Source organism: Mesorhizobium sp. M1078 (assembly GCF_040318615.1).
Lineage (GTDB): Bacteria > Pseudomonadota > Alphaproteobacteria > Rhizobiales > Rhizobiaceae > Mesorhizobium.
Genome location: NZ_JAMYMP010000046.1, coordinates 1 through 25,017, shown reverse-complemented (window position 1 = coordinate 25,017; position 25,017 = coordinate 1). Strand labels below are relative to the sequence as shown.

Annotated in this window: 25 protein-coding genes; 9 read left to right on the top strand and 16 right to left on the bottom strand. The window is 63.9% G+C overall.

Features of this window, described 5'->3' with window-relative positions; genetic code table 11:
* Positions 1 to 185: 185 nt before the first annotated feature.
* The 5 genes from NKH38_RS30530 to NKH38_RS30510 form a co-directional block, all read right to left on the bottom strand.
* The gene (locus tag NKH38_RS30530; protein WP_352765157.1) at positions 186 to 1,181 is read right to left on the bottom strand and encodes a DUF4167 domain-containing protein; all 996 of its coding nucleotides are present in this window, start codon (positions 1,179 to 1,181) and stop codon (positions 186 to 188) included.
* Between the two features lie 304 nt (positions 1,182 to 1,485).
* Positions 1,486 to 2,364, bottom strand: a complete 879-nt coding sequence (gene prmC, locus NKH38_RS30525; protein WP_027050707.1) for a peptide chain release factor N(5)-glutamine methyltransferase — start codon at positions 2,362 to 2,364, stop codon at positions 1,486 to 1,488.
* Entirely contained in the window at positions 2,357 to 3,436 is a 1,080-nt protein-coding gene (gene prfA / locus NKH38_RS30520; protein ID WP_023672971.1) for a peptide chain release factor 1, read from the bottom strand. Before prfA ends, prmC begins: the two co-directional genes overlap by 8 nt.
* 8 nt (positions 3,437 to 3,444) lie before the next feature.
* Positions 3,445 to 5,715, bottom strand: coding sequence for a phosphoenolpyruvate--protein phosphotransferase (gene ptsP, locus NKH38_RS30515; RefSeq protein WP_023672972.1), 2,271 nt, complete (start codon positions 5,713 to 5,715; stop codon positions 3,445 to 3,447).
* A gap of 83 nt (positions 5,716 to 5,798) precedes the next feature.
* Positions 5,799 to 7,052 (bottom strand): aspartate kinase, encoded by a 1,254-nt coding sequence (locus NKH38_RS30510; protein WP_023672973.1) that lies wholly within the window; start codon positions 7,050 to 7,052, stop codon positions 5,799 to 5,801.
* 245 nt (positions 7,053 to 7,297) lie between these two features.
* Between NKH38_RS30510 and NKH38_RS30505 the strand changes: the two genes are divergently transcribed.
* The 4 genes from NKH38_RS30505 (at position 7,298) to NKH38_RS30490 (ending at position 10,627) form a co-directional block, all read left to right on the top strand.
* The gene (locus NKH38_RS30505) at positions 7,298 to 9,139 is read left to right on the top strand and encodes a CHASE3 domain-containing protein (protein ID WP_023731038.1); all 1,842 of its coding nucleotides are present in this window, start codon (positions 7,298 to 7,300) and stop codon (positions 9,137 to 9,139) included.
* A complete protein-coding gene (locus NKH38_RS30500) occupies positions 9,136 to 9,435 on the top strand; it encodes an antibiotic biosynthesis monooxygenase family protein (RefSeq protein WP_050588469.1) in 300 nt (99 codons plus the stop codon). The genes NKH38_RS30505 and NKH38_RS30500 overlap by 4 nt, the downstream gene beginning before the upstream one ends.
* Positions 9,436 to 9,520: 85 nt before the next feature.
* A complete protein-coding gene (ubiG, locus tag NKH38_RS30495) occupies positions 9,521 to 10,270 on the top strand; it encodes a bifunctional 2-polyprenyl-6-hydroxyphenol methylase/3-demethylubiquinol 3-O-methyltransferase UbiG (RefSeq protein ID WP_023672976.1) in 750 nt (249 codons plus the stop codon).
* 24 nt (positions 10,271 to 10,294) lie between these two features.
* The gene (locus tag NKH38_RS30490; protein WP_023731040.1) at positions 10,295 to 10,627 is read left to right on the top strand and encodes an MmcQ/YjbR family DNA-binding protein; all 333 of its coding nucleotides are present in this window, start codon (positions 10,295 to 10,297) and stop codon (positions 10,625 to 10,627) included.
* Between the two features lie 85 nt (positions 10,628 to 10,712).
* Here NKH38_RS30490 and NKH38_RS30485 read toward each other — a convergent pair whose 3' ends face one another.
* Positions 10,713 to 11,603: a DMT family transporter gene (locus NKH38_RS30485; RefSeq protein WP_023731041.1), complete on the bottom strand. Its 891-nt coding sequence runs from the start codon at positions 11,601 to 11,603 to the stop codon at positions 10,713 to 10,715.
* Positions 11,604 to 11,704: 101 nt separating this feature from the next.
* On the opposite strand from NKH38_RS30485, the gene NKH38_RS30480 reads away from it, so the two are divergent.
* Complete coding sequence (locus NKH38_RS30480) at positions 11,705 to 12,190, top strand: MarR family winged helix-turn-helix transcriptional regulator (RefSeq protein WP_023672979.1); 486 nt, start codon at positions 11,705 to 11,707, stop codon at positions 12,188 to 12,190.
* 4 nt (positions 12,191 to 12,194) lie between these two features.
* On the opposite strand, the gene NKH38_RS30475 is transcribed toward NKH38_RS30480, so the two are convergent.
* The 4 genes from NKH38_RS30475 to NKH38_RS30460 form a co-directional block, all read right to left on the bottom strand.
* Positions 12,195 to 12,620, bottom strand: coding sequence for a DUF1178 family protein (locus NKH38_RS30475; protein WP_023672980.1), 426 nt, complete (start codon positions 12,618 to 12,620; stop codon positions 12,195 to 12,197).
* Entirely contained in the window at positions 12,617 to 13,483 is an 867-nt protein-coding gene (locus NKH38_RS30470) for a carbon-nitrogen hydrolase family protein (protein WP_023731042.1), read from the bottom strand. Before NKH38_RS30470 ends, NKH38_RS30475 begins: the two co-directional genes overlap by 4 nt.
* 86 nt (positions 13,484 to 13,569) lie before the next feature.
* Positions 13,570 to 13,851 (bottom strand): glutaredoxin 3, encoded by a 282-nt coding sequence (gene grxC, locus NKH38_RS30465; RefSeq protein WP_023672982.1) that lies wholly within the window; start codon positions 13,849 to 13,851, stop codon positions 13,570 to 13,572.
* A gap of 22 nt (positions 13,852 to 13,873) precedes the next feature.
* Complete coding sequence (locus NKH38_RS30460) at positions 13,874 to 14,659, bottom strand: ComF family protein (RefSeq protein WP_196813620.1); 786 nt, start codon at positions 14,657 to 14,659, stop codon at positions 13,874 to 13,876.
* Between the two features lie 72 nt (positions 14,660 to 14,731).
* On the opposite strand from NKH38_RS30460, the gene NKH38_RS30455 reads away from it, so the two are divergent.
* Positions 14,732 to 15,604, top strand: a complete 873-nt coding sequence (locus NKH38_RS30455) for a methyltransferase domain-containing protein (protein ID WP_352765150.1) — start codon at positions 14,732 to 14,734, stop codon at positions 15,602 to 15,604.
* 12 nt (positions 15,605 to 15,616) lie between these two features.
* On the opposite strand, the gene NKH38_RS30450 is transcribed toward NKH38_RS30455, so the two are convergent.
* The 5 genes from NKH38_RS30450 to argJ all read right to left on the bottom strand — a co-directional run bounded on the left by NKH38_RS30450 (position 15,617) and on the right by argJ (position 18,765).
* On the bottom strand, positions 15,617 to 15,799 hold the full coding sequence (locus NKH38_RS30450; protein WP_023731045.1) for a Flp family type IVb pilin: 183 nt from the start codon (positions 15,797 to 15,799) through the stop codon (positions 15,617 to 15,619).
* 126 nt (positions 15,800 to 15,925) lie between these two features.
* On the bottom strand, positions 15,926 to 16,234 hold the full coding sequence (locus NKH38_RS30445; RefSeq protein ID WP_023694000.1) for a hypothetical protein: 309 nt from the start codon (positions 16,232 to 16,234) through the stop codon (positions 15,926 to 15,928).
* Positions 16,235 to 16,331: 97 nt separating this feature from the next.
* On the bottom strand, positions 16,332 to 16,748 hold the full coding sequence (gene mutT / locus NKH38_RS30440; protein ID WP_023685791.1) for an 8-oxo-dGTP diphosphatase MutT: 417 nt from the start codon (positions 16,746 to 16,748) through the stop codon (positions 16,332 to 16,334).
* On the bottom strand, positions 16,745 to 17,494 hold the full coding sequence (locus tag NKH38_RS30435; protein ID WP_023713717.1) for a GNAT family N-acetyltransferase: 750 nt from the start codon (positions 17,492 to 17,494) through the stop codon (positions 16,745 to 16,747). Before NKH38_RS30435 ends, mutT begins: the two co-directional genes overlap by 4 nt.
* Before the next feature lie 29 nt (positions 17,495 to 17,523).
* Positions 17,524 to 18,765, bottom strand: coding sequence for a bifunctional glutamate N-acetyltransferase/amino-acid acetyltransferase ArgJ (gene argJ, locus NKH38_RS30430; protein ID WP_023704293.1), 1,242 nt, complete (start codon positions 18,763 to 18,765; stop codon positions 17,524 to 17,526).
* 169 nt (positions 18,766 to 18,934) lie between these two features.
* Between argJ and NKH38_RS30425 the strand changes: the two genes are divergently transcribed.
* Together NKH38_RS30425 and NKH38_RS30420 are read left to right on the top strand one after the other, a co-directional pair.
* On the top strand, positions 18,935 to 20,164 hold the full coding sequence (locus NKH38_RS30425) for a caspase family protein (RefSeq protein ID WP_023714959.1): 1,230 nt from the start codon (positions 18,935 to 18,937) through the stop codon (positions 20,162 to 20,164).
* A gap of 114 nt (positions 20,165 to 20,278) precedes the next feature.
* Positions 20,279 to 20,866 (top strand): TetR/AcrR family transcriptional regulator, encoded by a 588-nt coding sequence (locus tag NKH38_RS30420; protein ID WP_352765146.1) that lies wholly within the window; start codon positions 20,279 to 20,281, stop codon positions 20,864 to 20,866.
* 46 nt (positions 20,867 to 20,912) lie between these two features.
* On the opposite strand, the gene NKH38_RS30415 is transcribed toward NKH38_RS30420, so the two are convergent.
* The gene (locus NKH38_RS30415) at positions 20,913 to 21,833 is read right to left on the bottom strand and encodes a peptidylprolyl isomerase (RefSeq protein WP_352765144.1); all 921 of its coding nucleotides are present in this window, start codon (positions 21,831 to 21,833) and stop codon (positions 20,913 to 20,915) included.
* 242 nt (positions 21,834 to 22,075) lie between these two features.
* Here NKH38_RS30415 and secA point away from each other — a divergent pair, with 242 nt between their 5' ends.
* Entirely contained in the window at positions 22,076 to 24,808 is a 2,733-nt protein-coding gene (secA, locus tag NKH38_RS30410) for a preprotein translocase subunit SecA (protein WP_023672992.1), read from the top strand.
* The last annotated feature ends 209 nt before the right edge of the window (positions 24,809 to 25,017 follow it).

The window sequence follows — 25,017 nt, the reverse complement described above, 5'->3', positions numbered from 1 at the left end:
CCGCTTTGCGGCACCGGATCAGATTGCGGTGACGGACCCGCTCATCCGAGCCGGGTCCAGTTCACGCCAGATATGGGGCGCAAGCCATTGCCGCTCAAGACGTCCGGCTGATGATATTGCATCGCCGAGCAAACGAAAACGGCGGAGATTTCTCTCCGCCGTTTCATCGACTTATGTCTTGTGGGTCAGTTGTTGGCGTCGACGGCGAACGGGTCGCCGGCAGGGCTTTCGGCCGGCGCCGCATCAACCACGTCAACAGCGGCAGCGGTCTCGCCGGCGCCATCCACCACCTTGCCACCACCAGACTGTTCGTCACCGACCTGATCGGCATTGTTGCGCGGGCGGCGCGGACGCCGCGGGCGACGGGCAGCGCCGCTCTCGGCGGCTGCCTCATTGAGTTCGGCCCGGGCGGCAAGAGCCGCCGGCGACAGGTTTTCGTACAGCGGCGCCGGCTCGGAGAAACCGCTCTCGGCTTCGGGCTCAACGGCGGAAACGGTTTCCGCCTGTGCCGGGGTTTCGGTGAAGCGCTGCTGGTCGCCGCGCTGGCCGTTCTGCTCGCCACGCTGGGCAAAGTCGCCACGCTGGTCGTTCTGGCCATAGCCGCCATTGGGGCGGCGGTCACGGTTACGGCCATTGTTGTCGCGGCCGTTGTTGTTGCGGCCATTATTGTCACGGCCATTATTATCACGGCCACTGTTGTTCTCGCGGCCGTTTTCCTGGCCGTATGCGAGTTCGGCCGGCGTGCCCTCAATCGTCGGCTGCGGACCGTTGCCGTGGTTCGCCATCGGCGCTTGCGTCTCGCCGCCATTGCCGCTGCCGGCATTGTCAAAATCGTCGCGATCTTCATCGTCGTCGAATTCGTCGCGGTTCTGCGGGGCATTCTGGATCGGCATCTGCGCCTGTGCGGCGGCAATGATGCGGTTGTAGTGCTCGGCGTGCTGGAGGTAATTTTCCGCCATAACCCGGTCGCCGGAGCTTTGCGCATCACGGGCCAGAGTGGTGTATTTTTCGGCGATCTGCTGAGCCGATCCACGGATTTTCACGTCCGGGCCGTTGCTCTCGTAGTTGCGCGTCAGGGGATTTGGGCCCTTGCGGTTGTTGTTGTTGTTATTGTTGTTGCCACCGCCGCCGCCATTGTTGTTGCGACCGCGCATGCGCCTGTTCTGCTGTTGTGGCCTCATAAGACTCTCTTCATTTTGAAATTTTCGAAAAACGTTTCACGAACGGAGGCGCTCATGCAGCCAGCCGTTTCGTTTCTTCACCGGCGTTCGCCCGCATCAATTGCGTTGGCGCCACGTGTCATCCTGTTCCGGTTACATCACTTGCCGGACGATTCCCGCACGAAGCTTGGGCGTCGTTTGCGCAAGAAGGCAGCTATTTCCGAGGAAAACCGAATCGCTAAGAGCACTGCCTGCTTCGTCTCATCCGGTTAGGGCGGACCCTAGCCGCATTCCCCGGCATTGCCAAGCGCTTTTTTGCACTGCGTCAAGGCTTTCCCTGTTCAAACATAAGAACCCTGTCGTTTCCGCCAAGGTCGACAAATGCCCCGGCCAGCCTGTAGCCGGCTGCCGCGAATATGTCTTTGACCTCATTGCGCTGCGTGTGGCCGATCTCGACCGCTATCTTGCCTTGTGCTTCCAGAAACTTTGCCGCCTCGGCGGCGATGATCCTGTAGGGGCCAAGACCGTCCACACCGCCATCAAGGGCTCTGTGCGGATCGAAATCGCGGACCTCGTCCTGCAGATTTCCAATGTCTCCAGACGGTATATAGGGAGGGTTTGCGGCAATTACATGGTATCGGCCCGAAACTTTTTCGAACCAGTCGGACTGCAGCCCCACGAACCGGCCGGCGAGTCCAAGTTGCTCGGCATTGCGTATCGCGGTTGCCAGCGCGTCGTGCGAAATATCGACCCCGGTGGCGGTCGCGGCCGGAACCGCGCTGAGCAGCGCCAGCGCTATCGCGCCGGTACCGGTGCCGAGATCGAGGATACGGCATTCCCCCAGCCTTTCGGCCGTCGCTCCGGCAAAAGGCAGGATCGCCTCGACCAGCGTTTCGGTGTCCGGCCGCGGCTCCAGCGTTTCCGGCGACAGCGACAGCCGCAGGCCGTAAAACTCGCGAAACCCGAGGATGCGGTGCACCGGTTCGCCGGCCATGCGGCGCTGCAGAGCAGCGCCGATTGCGGCAACCGCACCCGCATCGACCGTCCGTTGCGGGTCGGCGATCGCCTGCGTCCGGTCCGTGCCGGAAAAATGTTCGACGATCAGCCTGGCATCCAGCGCCGAGTCGGAAAGGCCGGCCGCGGCAAGCCGCTCCCGCGCCACCCGCAACAACGGCCCGAGCGCGCCGGGCAACATGTCAGCCATCGAGGCCAATATCGGCGAGCAGCTTCGACTGATGGTCGGCAATCAGCGCATTGATGACCTCATCGAGCTCGCCCATCATCACCCGGTCGAGCTTGTAGAGCGTCAGGTTGATACGATGGTCGGTAAGGCGGCCCTGCGGGAAATTGTAGGTGCGGATGCGCTCCGAACGGTCGCCCGAACCAACCTGCGATTTGCGTGACTCCGAGCGCTCCTCGTCCGCCTTGCTGCGCTCGAGGTCGTAAAGCCGCGCACGCAGAATCTGCATGGCTTTCGCCCGGTTCTGATGCTGCGACTTCTCCGCCTGCACCACCATGATACCGGTCGGCAAATGGGTGATGCGCACGGCCGAATCGGTGGTGTTGACGTGCTGGCCACCCGAACCCGAGGCGCGCATCGTGTCGATGCGGATGTCTTCGGCGCGGATGTCGATGTCGACCTCTTCGGCTTCCGGCAGAACGGCCACCGTCGCCGCCGAGGTGTGGATGCGCCCGCTGGCCTCGGTCGCCGGCACGCGCTGCACGCGGTGCACGCCGGATTCGAATTTCAGATGGGCAAAGACGCCCCTACCGGAAATGGTGGCGATGATTTCCTTGAAGCCGCCGGCATCGCCGTCGCTGGCCGACACCGTCTCGAAGCGCCAGCCGCGTTCGGCGGCATAGCGCTCATACATGCGAAACAGGTCGCCGGCGAACAATGCCGCCTCATCGCCGCCGGTGCCGGCGCGGATTTCAAGGATGGCGTTCTTGTCGTCGGCCGCGTCCTTGGGCAACAGCAGGATCTGGATGTCCTTCTGCAGCTCTTCGATACGCGCTTCGACGCCCGGCAAATCTGCCTCCGCCAAGGCCCGCATCTCTGCGTCGGTGCCCTTGTCGGCAAGCATCGCCTCGAGGTCGGCTTGCTCGCGCTCGACTGAGCGCAGTTCCCTGACCTTGGCCACCATGTCCTGCAGCTCGGCATATTCGGAAGCCATCTTCACATAGGCATCGGCCGCCGGGCCGGCCGACATCTGCGCTTCGAGCATCTCGAAACGCTTGACGACCTGATCCATACGCTCGCGGGGAAGATTGACCATGGCTAATGCTATAGCGGGATGGAGCGGTCGTCGGCGAAGGCCTGCAGCAGCGCCCGCATCGGCAGCCCTTGAGCTGGCGCCATCAGATTGTCGGCAAAGAAAGCCTCCAATTCCTCCAGTGGCAGTTCGGTCAACATCGCCTTGACCGGGCCGATCGAGGCTGGAGACATCGAGATCGAGCGGTAGCCGAGGCCGATCAGCGCCATGGCGGAAATGGGTTTTCCGGCAAGCTCGCCGCACAGCGTCACCGGCGTGTGGTTGCGAACCCCGGCGTCGGCGATCTGCTTCAGAACCCGCAGGAACGGCGTCGACAGCGTGTCGAAGCGGTCGGAGAGCTGCGTGTTCCCCCGATCGACCGCCATGACGAACTGGAACAGGTCGTTGGAGCCGACCGAGACGAAATCGACCGCCTTCATCAACTCGTCGAGCTGGAACAGCAGCGACGGCACTTCCAGCATGGCGCCCACCTTGAGGCTGGTCGGCAGATGGTGGGCAAAGCGGGAGAGATGCCGCACTTCGCGGTCGATGATCTCGCGCGCCTGGGCGATTTCGCCGAGCTCGGTCACCATCGGCAGCATCAGCTTCAGTTCGCGCCCGCCGCAGGCCTTCAGCAGAGCGCGGATCTGGGTCCTGAGCAGACCCGGCCGGTCGAGCGTCAGCCGGATCGCGCGCCAGCCGAGCGCAGGGTTTTCTTCCTGGACAGCGCCCTTGAAGTAGGGCAGCACCTTGTCGCCGCCGATGTCGATGGTGCGGAAGGTGACCGGCTTGCCACGCGCCGCGTCCAGCACGTCCCGGTAGAGCCGCTCCTGCGCCTCGGCGCGCGGGAAGGTCGAGGCGACCATGAACTGCAATTCGGTGCGGAACAGGCCGATGCCGGCCGCACCCGCCTCGGCCAGCTGCGGCAGGTCGACGGCCAGGCCCGCATTCATCAGCAGGTCGACCTGGACGCCGTCCTTGGTCACCGACGGCTTCTTGCGCAGTTCCCGGTAGACTTCCTGCCGGCGCGCCCGGAAGCGCACTTTTTCGGCATAGGCAGCTTCGAGGTCGGGCTGCGGCCGCAGATGGATGGTGCCTTCCTCGCCGTCGACGATGATGGCATCGCCGTTTTCCGCCATGGAAACGGCGCCCTTCATCTGGCCGGCGACCGGAATGCCCATGGCGCGCGCTACGATGACGACATGGCTGGTGGCAGCGCCGTCTTCCAGCACCACGCCGCGCAGCTTGTCCCTGGGATAATCGAGCAGTTCGGCCGCGCCCATCGAGCGCGCGACCAGGATGGCATCCTTCGGCAGTGACGCCGCGACGTCGTCAGGCCCGCGCCCCATCAGCTGGCGCAGCAGCCGGTTGGCGAGATCGTCGAAGTCGCTCATCCTCTCGCGCAAATAAGGATCGGTCATGTGCAGCATGCGGGCGCGCATGTCGCTCTGCACCTTTTCCACCGCCGCTTCCGCCGTCAGGCCGTTGCGGATCGCCTCTTCCAGCCGGCGCACCCAGCCGCGGTCGTTGGCAAACATGCGATACGCTTCGAGCACCTCGCGATGTTCGCCCTCGAAGGCGACATCGCGCCGCTCCAGCATGTCGTCGATAGAAAGCCTGAGCGAACCGAGCGACGTCTCCAGCCGGCGCACCTCTTCCTCACTGTCCTCGTTGAACAGATTGGTGACGACGATGCGTGGCTCATGCAGCACGACATGGCCGAGGCCGACGCCCTCGTTGAAGGACAGGCCGGTAAAGCTGACGGGACGGCGCAGATCGAGTTCGAGGCCGGGCCGGGTCAGGCGAGCGAGATCACCGGTGGCGATCATCTCGGCGATCACCATGGCGGTCGTTTCCAGCGCCTCGACCTCGTCGTCGCGGTAGTGGCGCATGGTCTTGTTCTGCACCACCAGCACGCCCAGCGTGCGCCCTGCCCTTAGTACCGGCACGCCGAGGAAGGAATTGTAGATCTCTTCGCCCGTCTCCGGCAGGTAGGCGAAGGCCGGATGTTCCTGTGCATTGGAGAGGTTGAGCGGCCGCGCGCTCGCGGCAATGGTGCCGACGAGGCCCTGCCCCAGCCGCAGTTGCGCCAAATGGACGGCGTTCGGGTTCAGACCTTCGGTGGCATAGAGTTCGAGCACCGAATCGGCGCGCAGCACATAGAGCGAGCAGACCTCGGCGACCATGTTGGAGGCGATGTCGCGCACGATCCGGTCGAGCCGCTCCTGCGGCTCCAGCGGCTCCTGCATGAGCTCGCGGAGCCGTTTCAGCAGAACGCGCGGGCCGCTGGCCGTATCACGCATCGCGGCTTCTTCTCCAATGGGCATTTTGCCCGCCGCAGTTTCCACTGCGACCGGCGCACACGCAACAACTCAAATCGCTCTCGCTACTGCTTATCCAGACCGTACACGGAATGCAAAGTACGAACCGCGAGTTCCGTGTAGGGACCGTCAATCAGTATCGAAATCTTGATCTCGGAGGTAGTGATGGCGCGGATGTTGATCGCCTTGTCGGCCAGCGCCTTGAAAGCGGTGGCGGCCACACCGGCATGGCTGCGCATGCCGATGCCGATGACCGAAACCTTCGACATGCCGGCTTCCGACTGCACCACGTCATAGCCGATCGAAGCCTTCAGACGCTCCAGCACGGCCAACGCCTTGTCCACGTCGCCGGACGGCACGGTGAAGGTCATGTCGGTGAACTTGCCGTCCTCGGAGATGTTCTGGACGATCATGTCGACATTGATGTTGGCCTCGGCCAGCGGGCCGAAAATGCCGGCGGCAACGCCCGGGCGGTCGCCGACGCGGCGCAGAGAAATCTGCGCTTCGTCCTTGGCGTAGGCAATTCCGGTGACGACCTGCTGTTCCACGATCTCTTCCTCGTCGCAAATGAGCGTTCCCGGAGGATTGAGCAAATCCCCCATTCCGGGCGCATCGGGATCGTCGAAGGACGACCGCACGAACGTACGCACCCTGTGCACCATGGCAAGCTCGACCGAGCGCACCTGCAAGACCTTGGCGCCGAGCGAGGCCATTTCGAGCATTTCCTCGAACGAAATCTTGTTGAGCCGCCGCGCCTTCGGCTCGATGCGCGGATCGGTGGTGTAGACGCCGTCGACATCGGTGTAGATGTCGCAGCGGTCGGCCTTGACCGCCGCGGCAATGGCCACCGCGCTTGTGTCGGAGCCGCCGCGGCCGAGCGTGGCGATGCGGTTGTCCGGGCCGATGCCCTGGAAGCCGGCGACGACAGCCACCTGGCCCTCGCCGAAGCGCTTGATCAGGAACGCGCCGTCAATTTCGAGGATGCGCGCCGCGCCATGCGCGTTGTCGGTCTTGATCGGGATCTGCCAGCCCTGCCAGGAGCGGGCATGGACGCCCATATTCTGCAGTGTGATCGCCAGCAGGCCGGCAGTCACCTGCTCGCCCGAGGCGACCACGGCGTCATACTCGCGCGCGTCGTGCATGGGCGAGGCTTCGCGCGTCCAGCCAACCAGTTCATTGGTCTTGCCCGCCATCGCCGAAACCACGACAGCGACCTCATGGCCGGCATCGACCTCGCGTTTGACGTGACGCGCCACATTGCGGATGCGGGCGATGTCGGCGACGGAGGTTCCGCCGAATTTCATCACGATGCGCGCCATGGAAGCGAAATGCCTTTGACTGAAGCCGGCCCAGGACCGAAAGGGGAAGTAAGCGGTCGACAGAAGCCGGCCGCTGAATGCGCGCCTCCTTAGCCAAATGATCACGGTTTCGCAAGGCTGGCGGCGGATGCCGGCTTCAGGATCGCGGCATATTGCGTTCGGCCCCGCCGCCGCTTACCAAATGCTGCCCGCGGGAAACTCCTTTTGGTCCGGCATATCGAATGATTGTTCGCCTTCGACGCGCCATGCGGTGGCAATCGCTGCCGCTGTTCATCGGCTTCGCCGTGCTGGCGTTGATCGTCGGCACACGCGCCGTACTGGTCGAGACCCAGAGAGCCAATCGTGAGGCCGCGCGCGAGGCGGTCGAGTATCAGGAATTGCTTTCCGGTTTGCTTGCGATGGCTCAGGAGGCCGAGACCAGCCAGCGCGGCTATCTCCTGACCGGCGAGAAATCCTACCTCCAGCCTTATCGGCAGGCGGTCGACGCCATTCCGGGCCAGCTTGCCCGCATCGACGGCATGACCGCGCCGGACGACGAACTCGTGCAGCAGATCAACCACGTCAAGGACGCGCTTTCACAAAACCAGGCCGAATTGGCTGAGACGATTGCACTCTACGATCGCGGCGATGCGGCAAAAGCTCTGGAACTGGTCCGCAGCGGCCAGGGCAAGGCCGCCATGGACCAGATCCGGGCCAGCATGGACACGATCCGGCGCATTGGCGGCGCAGCCATCGCCGCGCGCGACGCTCATACCGACCGGGTCGAAAACTGGCTGCGAATCGGCTCGATAGCGGCGCTGCTGGCGATCTTCCTGCTTGGCGCCTACACGGTTCGCCTTTCGCGCCGCCGGTTCCGCGCAGTGGCCATCGCCCAGGAAGAGCTGATGCGCAAGAACATCGAGCTCGGCAACGAAATCCAGACGCGTGAAAAGGCCGAATCGCAGATCCGCCAGATGCAGAAGATGGAGGCTGTGGGCCAGCTGACCGGCGGTATCGCCCACGATTTCAACAACATGCTGGCGGTGATCATCAGCGCCATGAACCTCGCCCAGCGCAAGCTGACGCGGGGCGAGCACGACATCATGAAATTCATCGAAGCGGCGACCGATGCGGCGACCCGGGCCGCAAACTTGACGTCACGGCTGCTTGCCTTCTCGCGCCAGCAGCCGCTCGCGCCTCAGGTTGTAGACGCCAATCGTCTGGTCGCCGGCATGTCGGACCTGCTTCGGCGGGCGCTCGGCGAAACCATCCGCATCGAAACCGTGCTGGCTGGCGGCCTGTGGAAGACCCATGCCGATCCGAGCCAGCTCGAAAATGCCATTCTCAACCTGGCGGTCAATGCGCGCGACGCCATGGGCGAGGACGGCAAGATGACCATCGAGACCGCCAACAGCCACCTCGACGAGGGCTACGCCGCCACCCATGCCGAGGTCAAAGCCGGCCAGTATGTAATGATCGCGGTCAGCGACACCGGCGCCGGCATGCCGGCGGACGTCATGGAGCGGGCTTTCGAGCCATTTTTCACCACCAAGCCAGTCGACAAGGGCACCGGCCTCGGGCTGAGCCAAGTGTTCGGCTTCGTCAAACAGTCCGGCGGACACGTCAAGATCTACTCGGAACCCGGCCAAGGCACCACGATCAGGATCTACCTGCCGCGCTTCTTCGGCCCGGAAGAGGCCGCCATATCTTCGGAACGAGCCGGAAATCCTGCCGTGCCGGTCACCGAAACCATCCTTGTCGTGGAGGACGATCCACGCGTGCGGGCTTCCACCACGGATGCCATGCGCGAACTCGGCTACACCGTCATTCATGCCACAAGCGGCCAGGAAGCGCTGGAAAAGCTGGGCGACAACCCTGGTGTGGCGCTCATGTTCACCGATATCGTCATGCCGGTGATGAATGGCCGCAAGCTCGCCGAGGAGGCGCTGGCGCGCATGCCGAAGCTGAAGGTGATCTTCACCACCGGCTTCACCAGGAACGCCGTCGTCCACAATGGCGTGCTCGACCATGACGTGCATTTCCTGGCCAAGCCCTTCACCATCGAGCAGCTGGCGGCGAAATTGCGCGACGTGCTGGACGCAAAATGACCGAGGCCCTGGAAATCGTCACCTTTCGCCTCAAGCCTGGAGCGGAAGCGGGCTTTGCCGCCGCCAACAACCTGGTCGCCGACTGGCTGGCGCGGCAACCTGGTTTCGTAAACCGCTGCCTGGCGCGGCGGGACGATGGCAGCTGGGTCGATGTCGTGCGCTGGCGAAGTCGCGAGCAGGCTCTCGCCGCCGCCGGCCGCATCATCGCCGAGATCGGCGATTGCGAAGCGATGCGGGCCATCGATCCCGCGAGTGTTGAGATGGGACATGCGGCGATTGTGATCTCGAGGCCCTAGGTCGACTTGCCAGCAGTCGCATAAAACCGGCCTTGACTTTCTTGCCCCGGCACCCGACTTCCTAGCGTCCGAGGAGACCCGCCCCATGCCAGAGGCCCGACGATCGACAATCGATGCCGGAGAAGTGGAACGCTTTTCCGCGCTTGCCGCCGAATGGTGGAACCCGAACGGCAAATTCCGTCCGCTGCACAAATTCAACCCGGTCCGGCTGGCCTATATCCGGGACCAGGTGGCGGCGCGCTTCGGCCGCGATCCGCGGGCGGCGCGGCCGTTCGAAGGCCTGCGTTTCCTCGATATCGGCTGCGGTGGTGGGTTATTGTGCGAGCCGATGGCAAGGCTTGGAGCCGAAGTGGTCGGCGCCGACGCCTCGGCAACCAACATCGAGGTGGCGAAGCTGCACGCGGCCGAAGGCGGCGTGACGGTGGATTATCGCGCTACGACCGCTGAGGATTTGGCCGATTCCGGCGAGAAATTCGACGTCGTCCTCAACATGGAAGTCGTCGAGCATGTTGCCGATGTCGACCTGTTCATCGGCAAGTGCGGCGAGATGGTCAAGCCCGGCGGCATCATGTTCGTCGCCACGATCAACCGCACGCTGAAGGCACTGGGCCTGGCCATCATCGGCGCCGAATATGTGCTGCGCTGGCTGCCGCGCGGCACCCACCAGTTCGGCAAGCTGGTGCGGCCCGAAGAGCTTGAAAAGGCGCTCGGCAGCGCCGCCATGACCATCATCGACCGCACCGGCGTGACCTACAATCCTCTCGCCGACCGCTGGGCACGCTCCAAGGACATGGACGTCAACTATATGGTGCTGGCGGAAAAACGATCGGTCTGAACGAAAGGGGCGGCCGTGGACACTATGAGGGCCCGAGAGCTGGTGCTCGATCTTCCCGAAACGGTCGAGCAATCGCATTTCGGCAAGGCTGACTTCCGCGTCCGCAACCGTATCTTCGTCTCGCTGCCCGAAGCCGACCGTGCTGTCGTCAAGCTCGACCGGGACCAGCAAGAGATGATGGCCGCGGCTGAGCCATCGGTTTTCAGGCCCGTGACAGGCGGCTGGGGCCAAAAGGGATGGACGTCGATCATGCTCGAAGCCTGCGACGAACAGACATTCCGCAGCGCCGTTCGGACGGCCTGGCGAAACGTCGCCCCGCCGGCGCTACGGAAGCGCCTCGACGCGAGCCAAATTTAAGCTTGAGCAGTTCGAGGAAAAGTGTGAAGCGGTTTCCCGGGAAAGCGCATAGCGCTTTGCCTAGGGAATTGCGTAAACAAAGAACCTATGCCTTCTGGCTCTGCGCCTTGGTGGTGATGATCACGCCGATGGTGATGATCACCGCGCCGGCCCAGGTCAGCAACTGGTAGTGCTCGCCGAGGAAGATGGTTCCGGCAAACAGGCCGACGGCCGCCGCCACATAGCCGATCTGGCTGAGATAGACCGGACCGCCCACGGCCTGCAGCCGGAAGAAGAAGGCAAACATCGCCGAGGCCGAGGCGACCTGCGCCACGACGACCAGCGGCACGGCGCCAAGCGGGGCGAAGGCGCCGACCCCGAACAGCGTGAGAATGCCGATCAGCAGCAGCGTCGCCGAGGCCAGGTGGCTGCCGACGGCCAGTTCGATCGGACCGGTGCCTTCGGGCCAGTCGACGGTGCGATAGATATTGCCGGCGGCAAGGCTGACCGGGATCAAAAGTCCGGCCAGCACCCAGTAGACATCGGCCGGCTGGCCGGCCTCGCCGCGCGTCACCGCCACCATGACGGCGCCGATGAAGCCGACGGCGATACCGATACTGCCGAGCGTATTTGGCCGTCGAACGCCGAGCAGGATCGAAAACACCAGTGTGATGACCGGCGACAGCGTGAACATGATGCCGGTATAGCCGGCGCCGAGATGCGGGATAGCCGAAAACATCAGCAGATTGGGCACGGCGTAGGACACGGCGGCGGTGATGAAGAAATAGCGCAGTCTGTGCGAGGTGAGCCGCATGCGCTCGCCGTTCGCGAGCAACGCGCACAGCAGCACGCCCCCGGCGCCGAACGAGATGACGAAGGCCCAGACCATGGCCGGAACGCCGGCAGCCGTCGCCAGCTTGCCGAACGGCAGGGTCAGGCCGAGCAGGCCGCCGGTGACGACCAGCAGGCCAAGCGCCGATTCCCAGAGAAATTTCATCGGATGGTCCCGTCACTCACTTGCGGCACTGGGTCGAAACTGTATCTTGAGGTAGCATACCACAACGATTCTTAACGTCAAGATACTTAGCGGTGAGACAGATGGATCGCGCGGCAAAGGCGGTGGAGCAATGGAAGCGGGAACGGCCGGACCTGGAGGTGTCGCCAATGCTGGTGCTTGGGCGGCTGAACGAAGCCTCGTCGCTAATCGCCCGCGAGCGCCTCGCCCCGCTGTTTGCCCGTTTCGGACTGCAGGCCGGCGAATTCGATGTGCTGGCGACGCTGCGCCGCTCCGGCCAGCCCTACGCGCTGACACCGACCGCTCTATACGAGGCGACGATGGTGACCTCTGGGGCCATGACCAACCGGCTCGACCGGCTTGAGAAGGCCGGACTGATCCTGCGCGGCCCGCACCCCAACGACCGGCGTGGCATTGTCGTGCAACTGACCGAAAAAGGTCTGGCCTTGATCGACGAAGCCCTGACCGCCCACGTCGCCAACGAGCATGAAATCCTCGCCGGGCTCACCGGCACGGAGCGGGGGGCACTGGCTCAGTTGCTTGGCAAATTGATCGATAGCGCCAGCTGATCGCTCAATTGCGCTCCTCGGGAAAACTCGGGATCGGCATGAAATCGATGCCATCCTCGGCCAAGCTCTTGGCTTCGTCCAACGTCGCCTCGCCATAGATGCCGCGCGCATCGCTCTCGCCGAAATGGATCTTGCGCGCTTCTTCGGCAAACTTGTCGCCGACATAATCGGCATTCTCGCGCACCTTCTCGGCCATCGCCTTCAGTTGCGCCAAAGCCTGCTTCTGGGTTTCGCCCATGGCCAGCGCAATTGTTTCCTGCTTCCGCGCGGTGGAGACGGCTGGCGCCATCAGCGCCTTTTGCACCTTGTGCGAGCCGCAGCTCGGGCAATCGACGAAGCCGCGCTTCTTCTGCGTGTCGAAATCGTCATTGCTGCGAAACCAGCCCTCGAATTCGTGCTCGTGCTCGCAGATCAGGGCAAAGCGGATCACGAAGCCGCGCCCCTGAGCCGCGGCGCTTCCACTGCGCCGGCATTGACGGCAAAATCACGCGCGTTCTTGAGATTGGGGATTTTCTTACGCGCGGCCGACGACTGCGCCGTGTCGATCTCGGCGATGATCACCTCCGGATCGTCATGGTCCGCCTCGGCGAGAATTCGACCCCATGGGTCGACGATCAGCGAATGGCCATAGGTTTCGCGGCCATCCTCATGCAGGCCACCTTGTGCTGCAGCAACCACATAGGCGCCGTTCTCGATGGCACGGGCTCGCAGCAGCACATGCCAGTGCGCCTCGCCGGTCTGGCGGGTGAAGGCGGCAGGCACCGACAAGAGGTCGGCGCCGGCCATCGCCTCGGCGCGGAACAGCTGTGGAAAGCGTAGATCGTAGCAGACGGCAAAGCCGAGCCTGGCGCCGTCGATCTCGGTGACGACGGCCTCGGTGCCCGGCTCATAGGCGGCGGATTCTCGCCAGCTCTCGCCATTGTCGAGATCGACGTCGAACATGTGGATCTTGTCATAGGTGGCGAGCGTCGCGCCATCCGGCCCAAACAGCAGCGCCCGGTTGGCGAGCTTGCCGTCGTCGCGCAGGATGGCGGTAGAGCCAATATGCAAGAAGACGCCGAGTTCGCTGGCGAGCTTGCGCGCGGTCGCCACGACGATGTCCTTGTCTTCCGAGGTGAAGGAAGCAGCCCTGGCTTCCTTGTCGCGAATCAGCGCTCCGGTCATTTCCGGGGTCTGGATGTAGGTTGCACCGAGGCCTGCCGCCTCGCGAACCAGCCGTTCGAGATCTACCGCGTTGCGCTCGGGGCTCTCGCCCGAACGCATCTGGATCGCCGCCGCCTTGAAAACACCCATCGTCACGTCCTCTTTGAGCAATTCCAGGAAAAGTGTGTACCGGTTTTCCGTCCGAAATCGCATAAAAACAAAGATATAGAGCGGCCCTACGAACCGCTCTTTGTCGTCGAGCCGTTGGCAAGCAGCCTGTCCAGTTGGCCCCGCGCCTCCAATTCGTGGAGGTCGTCGGAGCCGCCGACATGCGTGTCGCCGATGAAAATCTGCGGAAAGGTCGAGCGGCCATGCGCCCGCGAAATCATTTCCTGGCGCAATTCCGGCGAAAACGAAGCGTCATGCTCGGTGTAGGCGACGCCCTTGCGGTCGAGCAACCGCTTGGCCGCTGCGCAATAGCCGCACATCATACGGGTGTAAATCGTCACATCGAGCATCGGTCCGTGCCTTTCTTCGACCTTATATAGTCGCGGACTCGTCGGCCCGAAAGTCCCCCGGCAGGACACGCGCAAAGGTCAGCACATCGACCGCTCCGGCGCCGCCCTTCTTCAGCGCCTTGGCGACCGAGCGCACGGTAGCGCCGGTGGTGTAGACATCGTCGACCAGAAGCACGCGGCGCCCAGTGATCTCGATTTCGGCTTCCGCAGGCACACGGAAGGCGGCGCGCACATTGTCCTCGCGCTCCTGCCGCTCCAGCCCGACCTGCTGGCGCGTGAGCTTGACGCGCCGGACCGCCGAGGGCGAGAAAGGCAGCCCGCTAAGCTGCGCAACCGCCCTTGCCAACTCCGCCGACTGGTTGAACTGCCGCCGAAAGAAGCGCCGCCAGTGCAGCGGCACCGGTACGACGACATCGGCGTCTGCAATTACCTCAGCGCCGGCGCGCAGCATCCAGCGCGCCATCCACGGCGCCAGATCGGTGCGATCCTGGTATTTCAGCCCTTGCACCATCTGGCGGGCGACACCTGAATAGGCCACGGCCGCCCGCGCCCGCTCGAACGGCGGCGGATCGGCGATCGCCTCGGCCGACAGGAATCCCTCGCCCATATCGTGCGTGAATGGCGTGCCCATCACCGCGCACCATGGCCGCTCCAGCAGCCTGAGTTTCGGCCAGCAGGCACCGCACAAAACGCCGGGTTGCGAGACGTGCCTGCGACAGCCGGCACAGACCGGCGGGAACAGCATCCGCGCCGGCCAGTCCAACATGGCCAGTTTCAACATGGTTTGAGCGAGGCTCTTGATCTCCATCACCGGATCGGCCACGTGGTTTTGTCGTCCGCGCCAGGATATCACTAGACGGACAAACAGGGATGTCTACCGTTGCAGCCGATCATCGATACTGAACTTTGGCTGGTGCGCAAGCGCAGGGCGCTGGCCCACCCCGTAGCCGGCGCGGATTTTCTGATGCGGCGGGCGGCGGAAGACCTTGCCGACCGGCTCGGCGCGGTCGAGCGGAAATTCGGCAAGGCCGCGGTGCTGTTTTGCCAGACGCCGGACGCAACGGACGTGGTCGCTGCAAGCGGCAAGGCAGCGGAGATCGTGCGCGTCGAGGCAGATCCAGCGTTTCTGGACGGCCGGCCAGGGCTGATAGCACCGCTGGAAACAGTGCCGTTCCAGCCGGAAAGCCTCGACCTCGTCGTTTCACTTCTGTCGTTGCAGGCGATGAACGACATTCCCGGCGTGCTGGTGCAGATCCGCCGCGCTCTGCGGCCCGACGGGCTTTTCCTCGGCGCCTTTGCCGGCGCCGGCACGCTTTCCGAATTGCGCGAAAGCCTGCTCGCCGCCGAGACCGAACTCTATGGCGGCGCCAGCCCGCGTGTCATCCCCTTCACCGATGTTCGCGACGCCGGCGCACTGCTGCAGCGCGCCGGACTGGCGCTGCCGGTGGCCGACGTCGAAACGGTGACCGTCCGCTACGATACCCTCTTCGACCTCATTGCCGATCTCAGGGCGATGGGCGAAACCAGCGCGCTGACTGATCGCAGCCGGCGACCGGGAGCGCGAAAGCTTTTTACCCGTGCCGCCGAAATCTATGCCGAACGCTTTTCGGACGCTGATGGCCGCATCAGGGCAAGCTTTTCCATCGTCTGGATGTCGGGCTGGGCGCCCGATGCCTCGCAGCAAAAGCCCTTGAAACCGGGTTCGGCGAAGGTCTCGCTGAAGACGATACTGGAAAACCCCGGCGGGCGGTGACGGCGCTCCGGATCAGTGCTCGGCGAAGGCGTTTGCGAGCCTGCTGTTGTTGTCGCTGAACAGAAACTGGATCGCATTGCTGGCCTTGCCGACACCCCCGACGATGGCAAGCGACAGCACCGCAACGATCAGGCCATATTCAATGGCCGTGGCGCCTGTTTCGTCGTGCAAAAATCGGCGCAGCAATGGCTTCATGATCGTCGATCCCTCTCATCCCCGACTATATCGCCGACCTGTTAAGAAAGGTTAACGGCACAAGCTTAACAGGCTGTGAAATGGCCTGCGTTGAGGAAGTTCTCAAGCTGGTGTCGACCTTGTTGGTCAGCAGTCGCCGCTGCGTTGGCCGTCGGCGCGGATGATGCAGACTGAGCTCGGTGAGGGCTGCAGCACGCTTCTGCGCAGCGTATAGGTGGCCCGCGAGCCGATCGAACCCGTGCTCATCGGGTCGAGACCGCCTGCAAGAGCATCGCGGCTGGATGATCGCGTCTGGTTGTCCAGCACGGGGACCGCGATCAGCGCCAGCGCCACTGCGGCCGAGCCGAACAACAGCGTGACGCGCAATAAGCCGACGCCGGCGGCGCGAAAGCTGCGATCTGGCCGGATCGAGTCCCATTCCCTGTCGAGGCTCATGCAATCGCTCCCCGCGAACCCGCTTTGCCGCAATTTTTCACGACGAGATAAATCTTCCATTAACGCTGGCTAGATCAGACCGCGAAATAGCTTTGTATCACAACAGGTCGATGAGGAACTGGATTAGCGGCGCGTCGGCCGGCGGCATGGGATAGTCGCGCATCTGCTTTGGCCGCACCCATTTCAACGCCTGCCCTTCCCTGGGCTGCGCGATGCCGCGGAAGCGGCGGCAGACGAACAGGGGCATCAGGAGATGGAAATCATCATAGGAATGGCTGGCGAAGGTGAGCGGCGCCAGGCAAGGAATGTCAGTCTCGATGCCGATTTCTTCCTGCAGTTCGCGGATCAGGCATTGTTCCGGCGTCTCGCCTGGCTCTACCTTGCCGCCGGGAAATTCCCACAGGCCGGCAAGCTGTTTGCCCTCGGGCCGCTGCGCCAGAAGCACCCGCCCATCGGTATCGACCAGCGCGCACGCGGCGACCAGCAGCAGGCGTTTGCCGGTGATCTCGCTCATGCGCCCGGCGGCCGGCGATAGTGGTAGCGATAGACTTCGTCGAAGCCCAGCGAGCGATAGAGCGCCAGCGCCGGCGCATTGCCGGCCTCGACCTGCAGCCAGGCTTCGCGAGCGCCACGCAGCCTCGCCCACTTCAGCGCCGACAGGATCAGGTTGCGGCCATGGCCCTGATTGCGCGCCGACTTGGCGGTGGCGATCTCGAACAGACCGGCAAGATCGCCGTCATGGACGCAGATCAGCACCGCCAGAGGGTCGGCCCCTTCCTCCAGCGCAAACAGCCCGACTTCGGGTTGGATAGCGCCGATGATTTCCGAAAGACCGGGCCGCAGCGATGCATCCGAGCCGCTGACCTTGAGCGACGCGCCGAGAAAGCGGCTGATATCCTTCAGCGGAATCTGGTCCATGGCCGGCGCCAGTTGCGCGTCCGCCAGCGGCAGCCGCATCACCAGGGATTCGTCGAATGTGCTCCAGCCCTCATTGTCGAGATGCTTGGCCAGGTCCGGCCCCGACAGCGGCGAGATGCGGAAGGTCAGCGGCCTGCCATAGGCGTCGAAGCGCCGGCTGGCGCGGCCGATGCGCTCGGCAATGTGCTGGGTGTCGCCGGGATCGAGCGGGTTGACCGAGTTCAGCCGCTTGGCCGGATGGCCGGCTGTCAGCCGCACCACCCAGGTGCCGTCATAATGCACGGCCGCCGCCGGCCAGGCGCGAAACCCCGCAGCCTCGTAGCGGCGCACGATGGCGAGCATGCTTGCCGGATGCCTGGAAGCCAACTCCATCAGCTCCGGTAATCGCCATTGATGGCGACATATTCCTTGGTGAGGTCGCAGGTCCACACCGTCGCCTTGCCGCGGCCGATACCGATATCGGCGCGGATGCGAATGTCGTCGCGCTTCATATAGGCCGAGGTCGCTTCCTCGGAGTAGCCCGGGTCGCGTTCGCCCTCATGCGCCAGACGGTTGTCGCCGAACCAGATCGACAGCCGGTCGCGATCGGCCGGCTCGCCGGCCTTGCCGACGGCCATGACGACGCGGCCCCAATTGGCGTCCTCGCCGGCAACCGCCGTCTTGACCAGCGGCGAATTGGCGATGGACAGCGCGATGCGCTTGGCCGAGCGCGCCGATTTGGCGCCGGTAACGGTGACTTCTACCTGCTTGCGGGCGCCCTCGCCGTCGCGCACCACTTGCAGCGCCAGCGATTTGAGCACCTTGCCCAGCGCCCGGCGGAACGCGCCGAGACGCGCATCCTTGGGATCGCTGATGGCGGGCGCGCCGCGCTTGGCAGCGGCTCCGGTGGCGAACAACAGCAGCGTGTCGCTGGTCGAGGTGTCGCTGTCGACGGTGACGGCGTTGAAGGTCTTGGCCGTGCCGCGCGACAACAAGTCCTGCAGCACGGGGGCGGCGATCGGCGCATCGGTGGCGATGAAGGACAGCATAGTCGCCATATCGGGCGCGATCATGCCGGCGCCCTTGGAGATGCCATTGATGATGACGTCGGTGTCGCCGAGCTTGACCGTCGCTGTCGCCACTTTCGGATAGGTGTCGGTGGTCATGATGGCCTTTGCCGCCTCGGTCCACAGATCCGGCTTGCCGTCCTTGACCAGTCCGGCCAGCAAATGGCTGAATTTGGTGGTGTCGAGCGGCTCGCCGATTACCCCGGTAGAAGCGAGGAACACTTCGCCTGGCGTGCAGCCTGCGGCCTTGGCCGCGGCCTCGCCGGTCAGTTGGGTGGAGGCGCGGCCCTTCTTGCCGGTGAAGGCGTTGGCGTTGCCGGAATTGACCACAAGCACCCGCGCCTTGCCGGCGCCAAGGTTCTCGCGGCAGAAGTCGACCGGCGCCGAGGGGCATTTCGACTTCGTGAACACGCCGGCAACCGCTGTGCCGGCATCGAAGACTATGGCCAAGAGGTCGGTACGGTTCTTGTACTTGATCCCGGCCTCTGCGGTGGCGATGCGCACGCCCTCAATGGCAGGCATTTTGGGATATTTCTTCGGCGCGAGCGGCGAAATCGTTGCGTACATTGGGGACCTCGGGCGACGGAAAAACGCTAGGCGAAGGCCGGTTTGCCCGATAGCACGGCCCGGCGCAAGGGCGTTTTCTTGGCCGCCGCTGTGGGCAAGCCACCAGGGATTAAGCTTGCATTTCAAATCCGTTGGCGTCGGCGGGGCCTCTGGCGTTATGATATCGGCCATGGGCAGGCTGGTGATCTTGGCGGTGGCGTTTATGGGGCTTTTGCTCCTGAGCGCCGATGCGCAGCCGGAACGGCGTGTGGCGCTGGTCATCGGCAATGGCACCTATGCCGAAGCCGGCACGCTCACCAATCCGGTCAACGATGCGCTCGATATTGCCGGCAAGCTGCGCTCGATCGGCTTCGACGTCATCGAGGGCAACGATCTCGGCAAGCGCGAACTCGAGCGCAAGATCGGCGAATTTTCCGATGCGCTGGAAGGTGCGGGCGTCGGGCTTTTCTATTACGCCGGCCACGGCTTGCAGGTGGAAGGGCGCAACTACATCGTGCCGGTCGACGCCCGGCTCGACATGCCGGTCAAGCTGCAGCTCGAAGCCGTGCCGATCGACGAAGTCCTCGACATCATGGAGCAGCAGACCAAGGTCAGCCTGGTTTTCCTTGACGCCTGCCGCAACAATCCCTTTGCCCGCAGCCTGAGCCGCACCGCCACCACGCGCTCGGCAACGGCGCTTGCCGGTCTGGCACAGTTCGATTCGACGCGCGGCTCCTTCATCGCCTTCTCGACGGCGCCAGGCGCTGTCGCCATGGACGGCACCGGGCGCAATTCGCCGTTCGCCGCCGCCCTGCTGCGACACATGGCCGAGCCCGGCCAGAGCATCAACGACATGATGATCGCGGTGCGCCGCGACGTGGTCTCCGAAACCCGCGAGGGACAGCGCCCATGGGAACAGGGTTCGCTGCTCGAACGGTTTGAGTTTGTGCCCGGCGGCGAAACGGTTGCACAGCCGAAGCCCGCCGTCCCCCCGGCGCCCGAAACAAAGGTTGCGGCACTCGAACGGTCTGTAGGCGACGACAAGACCGCAATCGAGAAATTCCTGCGCGACGACTATCTTGCGCCCGATGCCGCGGCGATCGGCGAGACCGTCAAGCGGCTCTATGCGCCTTCCGCCACCATCTTCGGCACGCGCTATGACAGCGACGCCGTCGTCAAGCTCAAGACGGACTGGTTCGCGCAATTTGCATCCTGGTCGTTCAGTCTCGAGCCCGGCAGCCTCAATGTGACGCGGCAGGGCGAGAACCGCGCCGAAGCCGTGTTCGCGATGAGCTACGACTATATGTCGAAAGACAAATCGGCGGCGCGCATGACCGGCAAGGCACGCGTCACGCTTGGGCTGGTGAAGAGCGACGGCCAGTGGCGGATCGCCTCGGAAACCTCGCAAGCGATGAACTGAAAATCCCCGCGCAGGGCGAACGTGAGGCCTGCTTCTACAAGCGCTGGAAACGGGCCGTTTCGTTTGCCTGCCAGCTCACCTATATTGCCGGCGAGATTGTTGGCGAGGACAGACATGGGCGACGATCCGGCGCGCAGATCGATCGGGGCGCGGCGCAACCCAGACAGCGCCGAGGCCATTCTCGAGGCCGCGGAGGCGGTGCTGGTCGAGGCCGGCTATGCCGGCTTCTCCATAGAGGCCGTGGCGCGGCGGGCGCGCGCCGGCAAACCCACGATCTATCGCTGGTGGCCGAGCAAGGCGGCCTTGCTGTTAGAGGTCTACAAGCGGCAAAAGCGTGTCGACGTCCCCGATACCGGCAGTCTCGAAGACGACCTCGTCGGTTTCCTGAGGAACCTCTTCGCGCATTGGCGCGACACATCCTCGGGCAGCGTATTCCGCTCGCTGATCGCCGAGGCCCAGTCGGACGAAGCGGCGGCCGCGGCCCTGACTGGCTATGCCGATGGGCGCGTGTCCCACACCGCTCGGATCATCGAGCGCGCCAAGGCGCGCGGCGAGGTTGCGGCCGATATCGACGCAGCGCTGGTCGCCGACCTCATCGCTTCCTATGCCTGGAAACACCTTTTGACCAACCGGCTGGACGAAGATGAGGCGACAATCCGTGCCACTGTCCGCTATGTGATGTCAGGCATCTCCCGCAATTGAAAAGGGCGCCGAACGGCGCCCTTTGCATGTTTTTTCGGTGCCGGCCTTACTTGCCGGCTTCCATCGTGTCGACGGCCTTCTTCAGATTGGCGTCGGGGATTTCGACCTTGGCGGCGCCGCGCAGCTGCTTGACCAGTGCGAAATACTTGTCGCGGATCACCGCCTGCTTGGCCTGGTCCTTGACGTCGTCGAAGGCCGGCGGCTGTTTGGTGCGCTTGTCCTCGAGCTTGATGACGTGCCAGCCGAATTGCGTCTGCACCGGCTCCTTGGTGTATATGCCGATTTCGAGCGCAACTGCCGCCTTGTCGAATTCCGGCACCATCTGCCCCGGGCCGAACCAGCCGAGATCGCCGCCATTGGTTTTGCCCGAGGGATCGCTGGTGTGCTCGTTGGCGAGCTTCTGGAAGTCGGCGCCGCCATCGAGCTGCTTGATGATCGCCTCGGCCTCCTCCTTCGTCTTCACGAGGATGTGACGGGCATGAATCTCATTGACCGGCGGCGTGCTGGCGATTTCCTGATCGTAGCGGGCGCGCACCTCGGCATCGGTAACCTTGTCGACGACGCCCTTCTCGACCATCTCGCCATGCAGCGCGCGCTGCTGCAGGAACGCCATGCGGCGCTGGAATTCGGGATCCTTGTCGAGCCCAGTAGCGACCGCCTGGGCGGCCATGACGCGGATTTCGATGGCCGCCGAAAGGGCGGCGGCGCGGCGCTGCTCGGGTGGCAACTGCGAGAACTGCTGCGACAGCTCGCCCTCGGCAAGCCCAAGGTCCGCCTCGGTCAGCTTCTGGCCATTGACGGTAGCGATGACGGCGTTCGGATCGACGGGGGCTGCCGCCGGCGCTGCTGCGGCATCGGCCGGGGCGGGAGCGGCTTCCTGGGCCATCAGCGGAGACAGCGACAGGGCCGACAGGCCGAAGGCCAGGCCAAGGCTGGCGAGCGACGCACGGCGAAACAGTAAGGACATCAAGATTAACTCCAAGGGGGATTGTAGGGCTTGCAGATCAGCCGGATTGTGGCGGAATTTGGCGCTGCCCATAGGGCTAACGCGGCGTTGACATCAGTTGAGCCCCCTCTTATCTGTCCAACGACTTTGCGTCCAGAACCGTTTTCCGGGCGCTTTTTGTGTTTGTCCGCGTTTCACGCGGAATTGATGGGGCCGGCCGGCGCTCATCTCAAAATTGAGAATTCTATCGAAAGGACCATCGGATGGTCAGTCTCGGCGGTCTCGCCCGTAAGGTTTTCGGTTCCTCCAACGATCGTCGCGTAAAATCGACCCGGCCGCGTGTCGAGGCGATCAACGCCATGGAAAACGAGATGCGGGCGTTGTCCGACGCCGAGCTTCAGGCCCGCACGGAAAAATTCCGCCAGGATATCGCCAACGGCGCCACGCTCGATGACCTGCTGGTGCCGGCCTTCGCCACCGTCCGCGAGGCATCCCGCCGCGTGCTCGGCATGCGCCCGTTCGACGTGCAGCTGATCGGCGGCATGGTGCTGCACAATGGCGGCATCGCCGAAATGCGTACCGGCGAGGGCAAGACCCTGGTCGCCACCCTGCCCGTTTATCTCAACGCGCTTGCCGGCAAGGGCGTCCATGTCGTCACCGTCAACGACTATCTCGCCACCCGCGACTCCGAATGGATGGGCCGCGTCTACAAATTCCTCGGCCTCTCGGTAGGCGTCATCGTCCATGGCCTGTCCGACGAGGAGCGCCGCGTCGCCTACGCGTCCGATGTTACCTATGCCACCAACAACGAGCTCGGCTTCGACTATTTGCGCGACAACATGAAGTATGAGCGCGCGCAGATGGTGCAGCGCGGCCACAATTACGCGATCGTCGACGAAGTCGATTCCATCCTGGTCGACGAGGCGCGCACGCCGCTGATCATTTCCGGTCCGCTCGAGGACCGTTCGGAAATGTATAACACCATCGATGCCTTCATGCTGCAGCTCGGCCCGGCCGACTACGAGATCGACGAAAAGCAGAAGACCTCGATCTTCACCGAGGAAGGCACCGAGAAGCTGGAAAACCTGCTGCGCGCGGCCGGCCTGCTCAAGGGTGAGTCGCTCTATGACGTCGAGAACGTCGCCATCGTCCACCACGTCAACAACGCGCTGAAGGCGCACCGGCTGTTCCAGAAGGACAAGGACTACATCGTCCGCAACGACGAGATCGTCATCATCGACGAATTCACCGGCCGCATGATGCCGGGGCGCCGCTATTCGGAAGGCCTGCACCAGGCGCTCGAAGCCAAGGAGCATGTGGCGATCCAGCCGGAAAACCAGACGCTGGCATCCGTCACCTTCCAGAACTATTTCCGCCTCTACAAGAAGCTGTCCGGCATGACCGGCACGGCGCTGACCGAGGCCGAGGAGTTCGGCAACATTTACGGCCTCGAAGTCACCGAGATCCCGACCAATCTGCCGGTCATCCGCAAGGACGAGGACGACGAGGTCTACCGGACGGTCGAGGAGAAGTACAAGGCGATTGTCAAGGAGATCAAGGAAGCGCGCGCCAAGGGCCAGCCGACGCTGGTCGGCACCACCTCCATTGAAAAATCCGAGCAGCTGGCCGAGCGCCTGCGCAAGGAAGGGTTCAAGGATTTCGAAGTGCTGAACGCCCGCCATCACGAGCGCGAAGCGGCCATCGTCGCCCAGGCCGGCAAACCCGGCGCCATCACCATCGCCACCAACATGGCGGGACGCGGCACCGACATCAAGCTCGGCGGCAACGCCGAGATGCGCATCGAGGACGAACTGGGCGACATGCCTGCTGGTCCCGAGCGCGAGGCGCGCGAAAAGGAAATCATTGCCGATGTCGAGCGCCTGAAGGAAAAGGCGCTGGCCGCCGGCGGCCTCTACGTGCTCGCCACCGAGCGCCATGAATCGCGCCGCATCGACAACCAGCTCCGCGGCCGCTCCGGCCGCCAGGGCGACCCCGGCCGTTCGAAATTCTTTCTGTCGCTGCAGGACGATCTGATGCGCATCTTCGGCTCCGAGCGCATGGACGGCATGCTGCAGAAGCTTGGCCTCAAGGAAGACGAGGCCATCATCCATCCGTGGATCAACAAGGCGCTGGAAAAGGCGCAGAAGAAGGTCGAAGCGCGCAACTTCGACATCCGCAAGAACCTGTTGAAATACGACGACGTCTCGAACGACCAGCGCAAGGTGGTGTTCGAGCAGCGCATCGAATTGATGGACGGCGAAGGCCTGTCCGAGACGATCGCCGAGATGCGCGAAGGCGTCATCGAGGAGATCGTCACCAAGAACATCCCCGAAAACGCCTATGCCGAGCAGTGGAACGTCGCCGGCCTCAAGGCCGAGGTCGCCGAATTCCTCAATCTCGACCTGCCGGTCGAGGACTGGGTCAAGGAAGAAGGCATTGCCGAGGACGACATCCGCGAGCGCCTGACCAAGGCCGCCGACGCCGCCGCCAAGGAGCGCGCCGAGCGCTTCGGCCCCGACGTGATGAGCTATGTCGAACGCTCGGTGGTGCTGCAGACGCTCGATCATCTGTGGCGCGAGCACATCGTCAACCTCGACCATCTGCGTTCGGTCGTCGGCTTCCGCGGCTACGCCCAGCGCGATCCGCTGCAGGAATACAAGAGCGAGGCGTTCGAGCTGTTCCAGGCGCTGCTCGGCAATCTGCGCCAGGCCGTCACCGCGCAATTGATGCGCGTCGAACTGGTCCGCCAGGCCGCCGAAGCACCGCCGCCCGAAGCGCCTGAAATGTTCGGCAGCCACATTGACGGCACCACGGGCGAGGACGATTTCGAGGGCGGCGAGACCGCACTTCTGGTCCGCCAGGAGAGCAACGCCATCGTCGCTCCCGAAGACCGCGATCCGAACAACCAGGCGACCTGGGGCAAGATCGGCCGCAACGAAGCCTGCCCCTGCGGCTCCGGCAAGAAATACAAGCACTGCCACGGCGCGTTTGCCTGATTTCGAAGGCTAGGTCGGCGGGACAGCACCCCCCTCTGGCCGGTGTCCAGTCGATAGATGGGTAACACTTTGAACCGGATACATAGGTGACACTTCTCTCCCCCTATGCGGCGGACAAGCTTCATGCGGCGTGTGTCGATCATGCCGAGCGGGTGGGCATGGAATGAGAGTGTCCATTGTCCGTCTTCGGTCTCCAACGCAGCGACCGG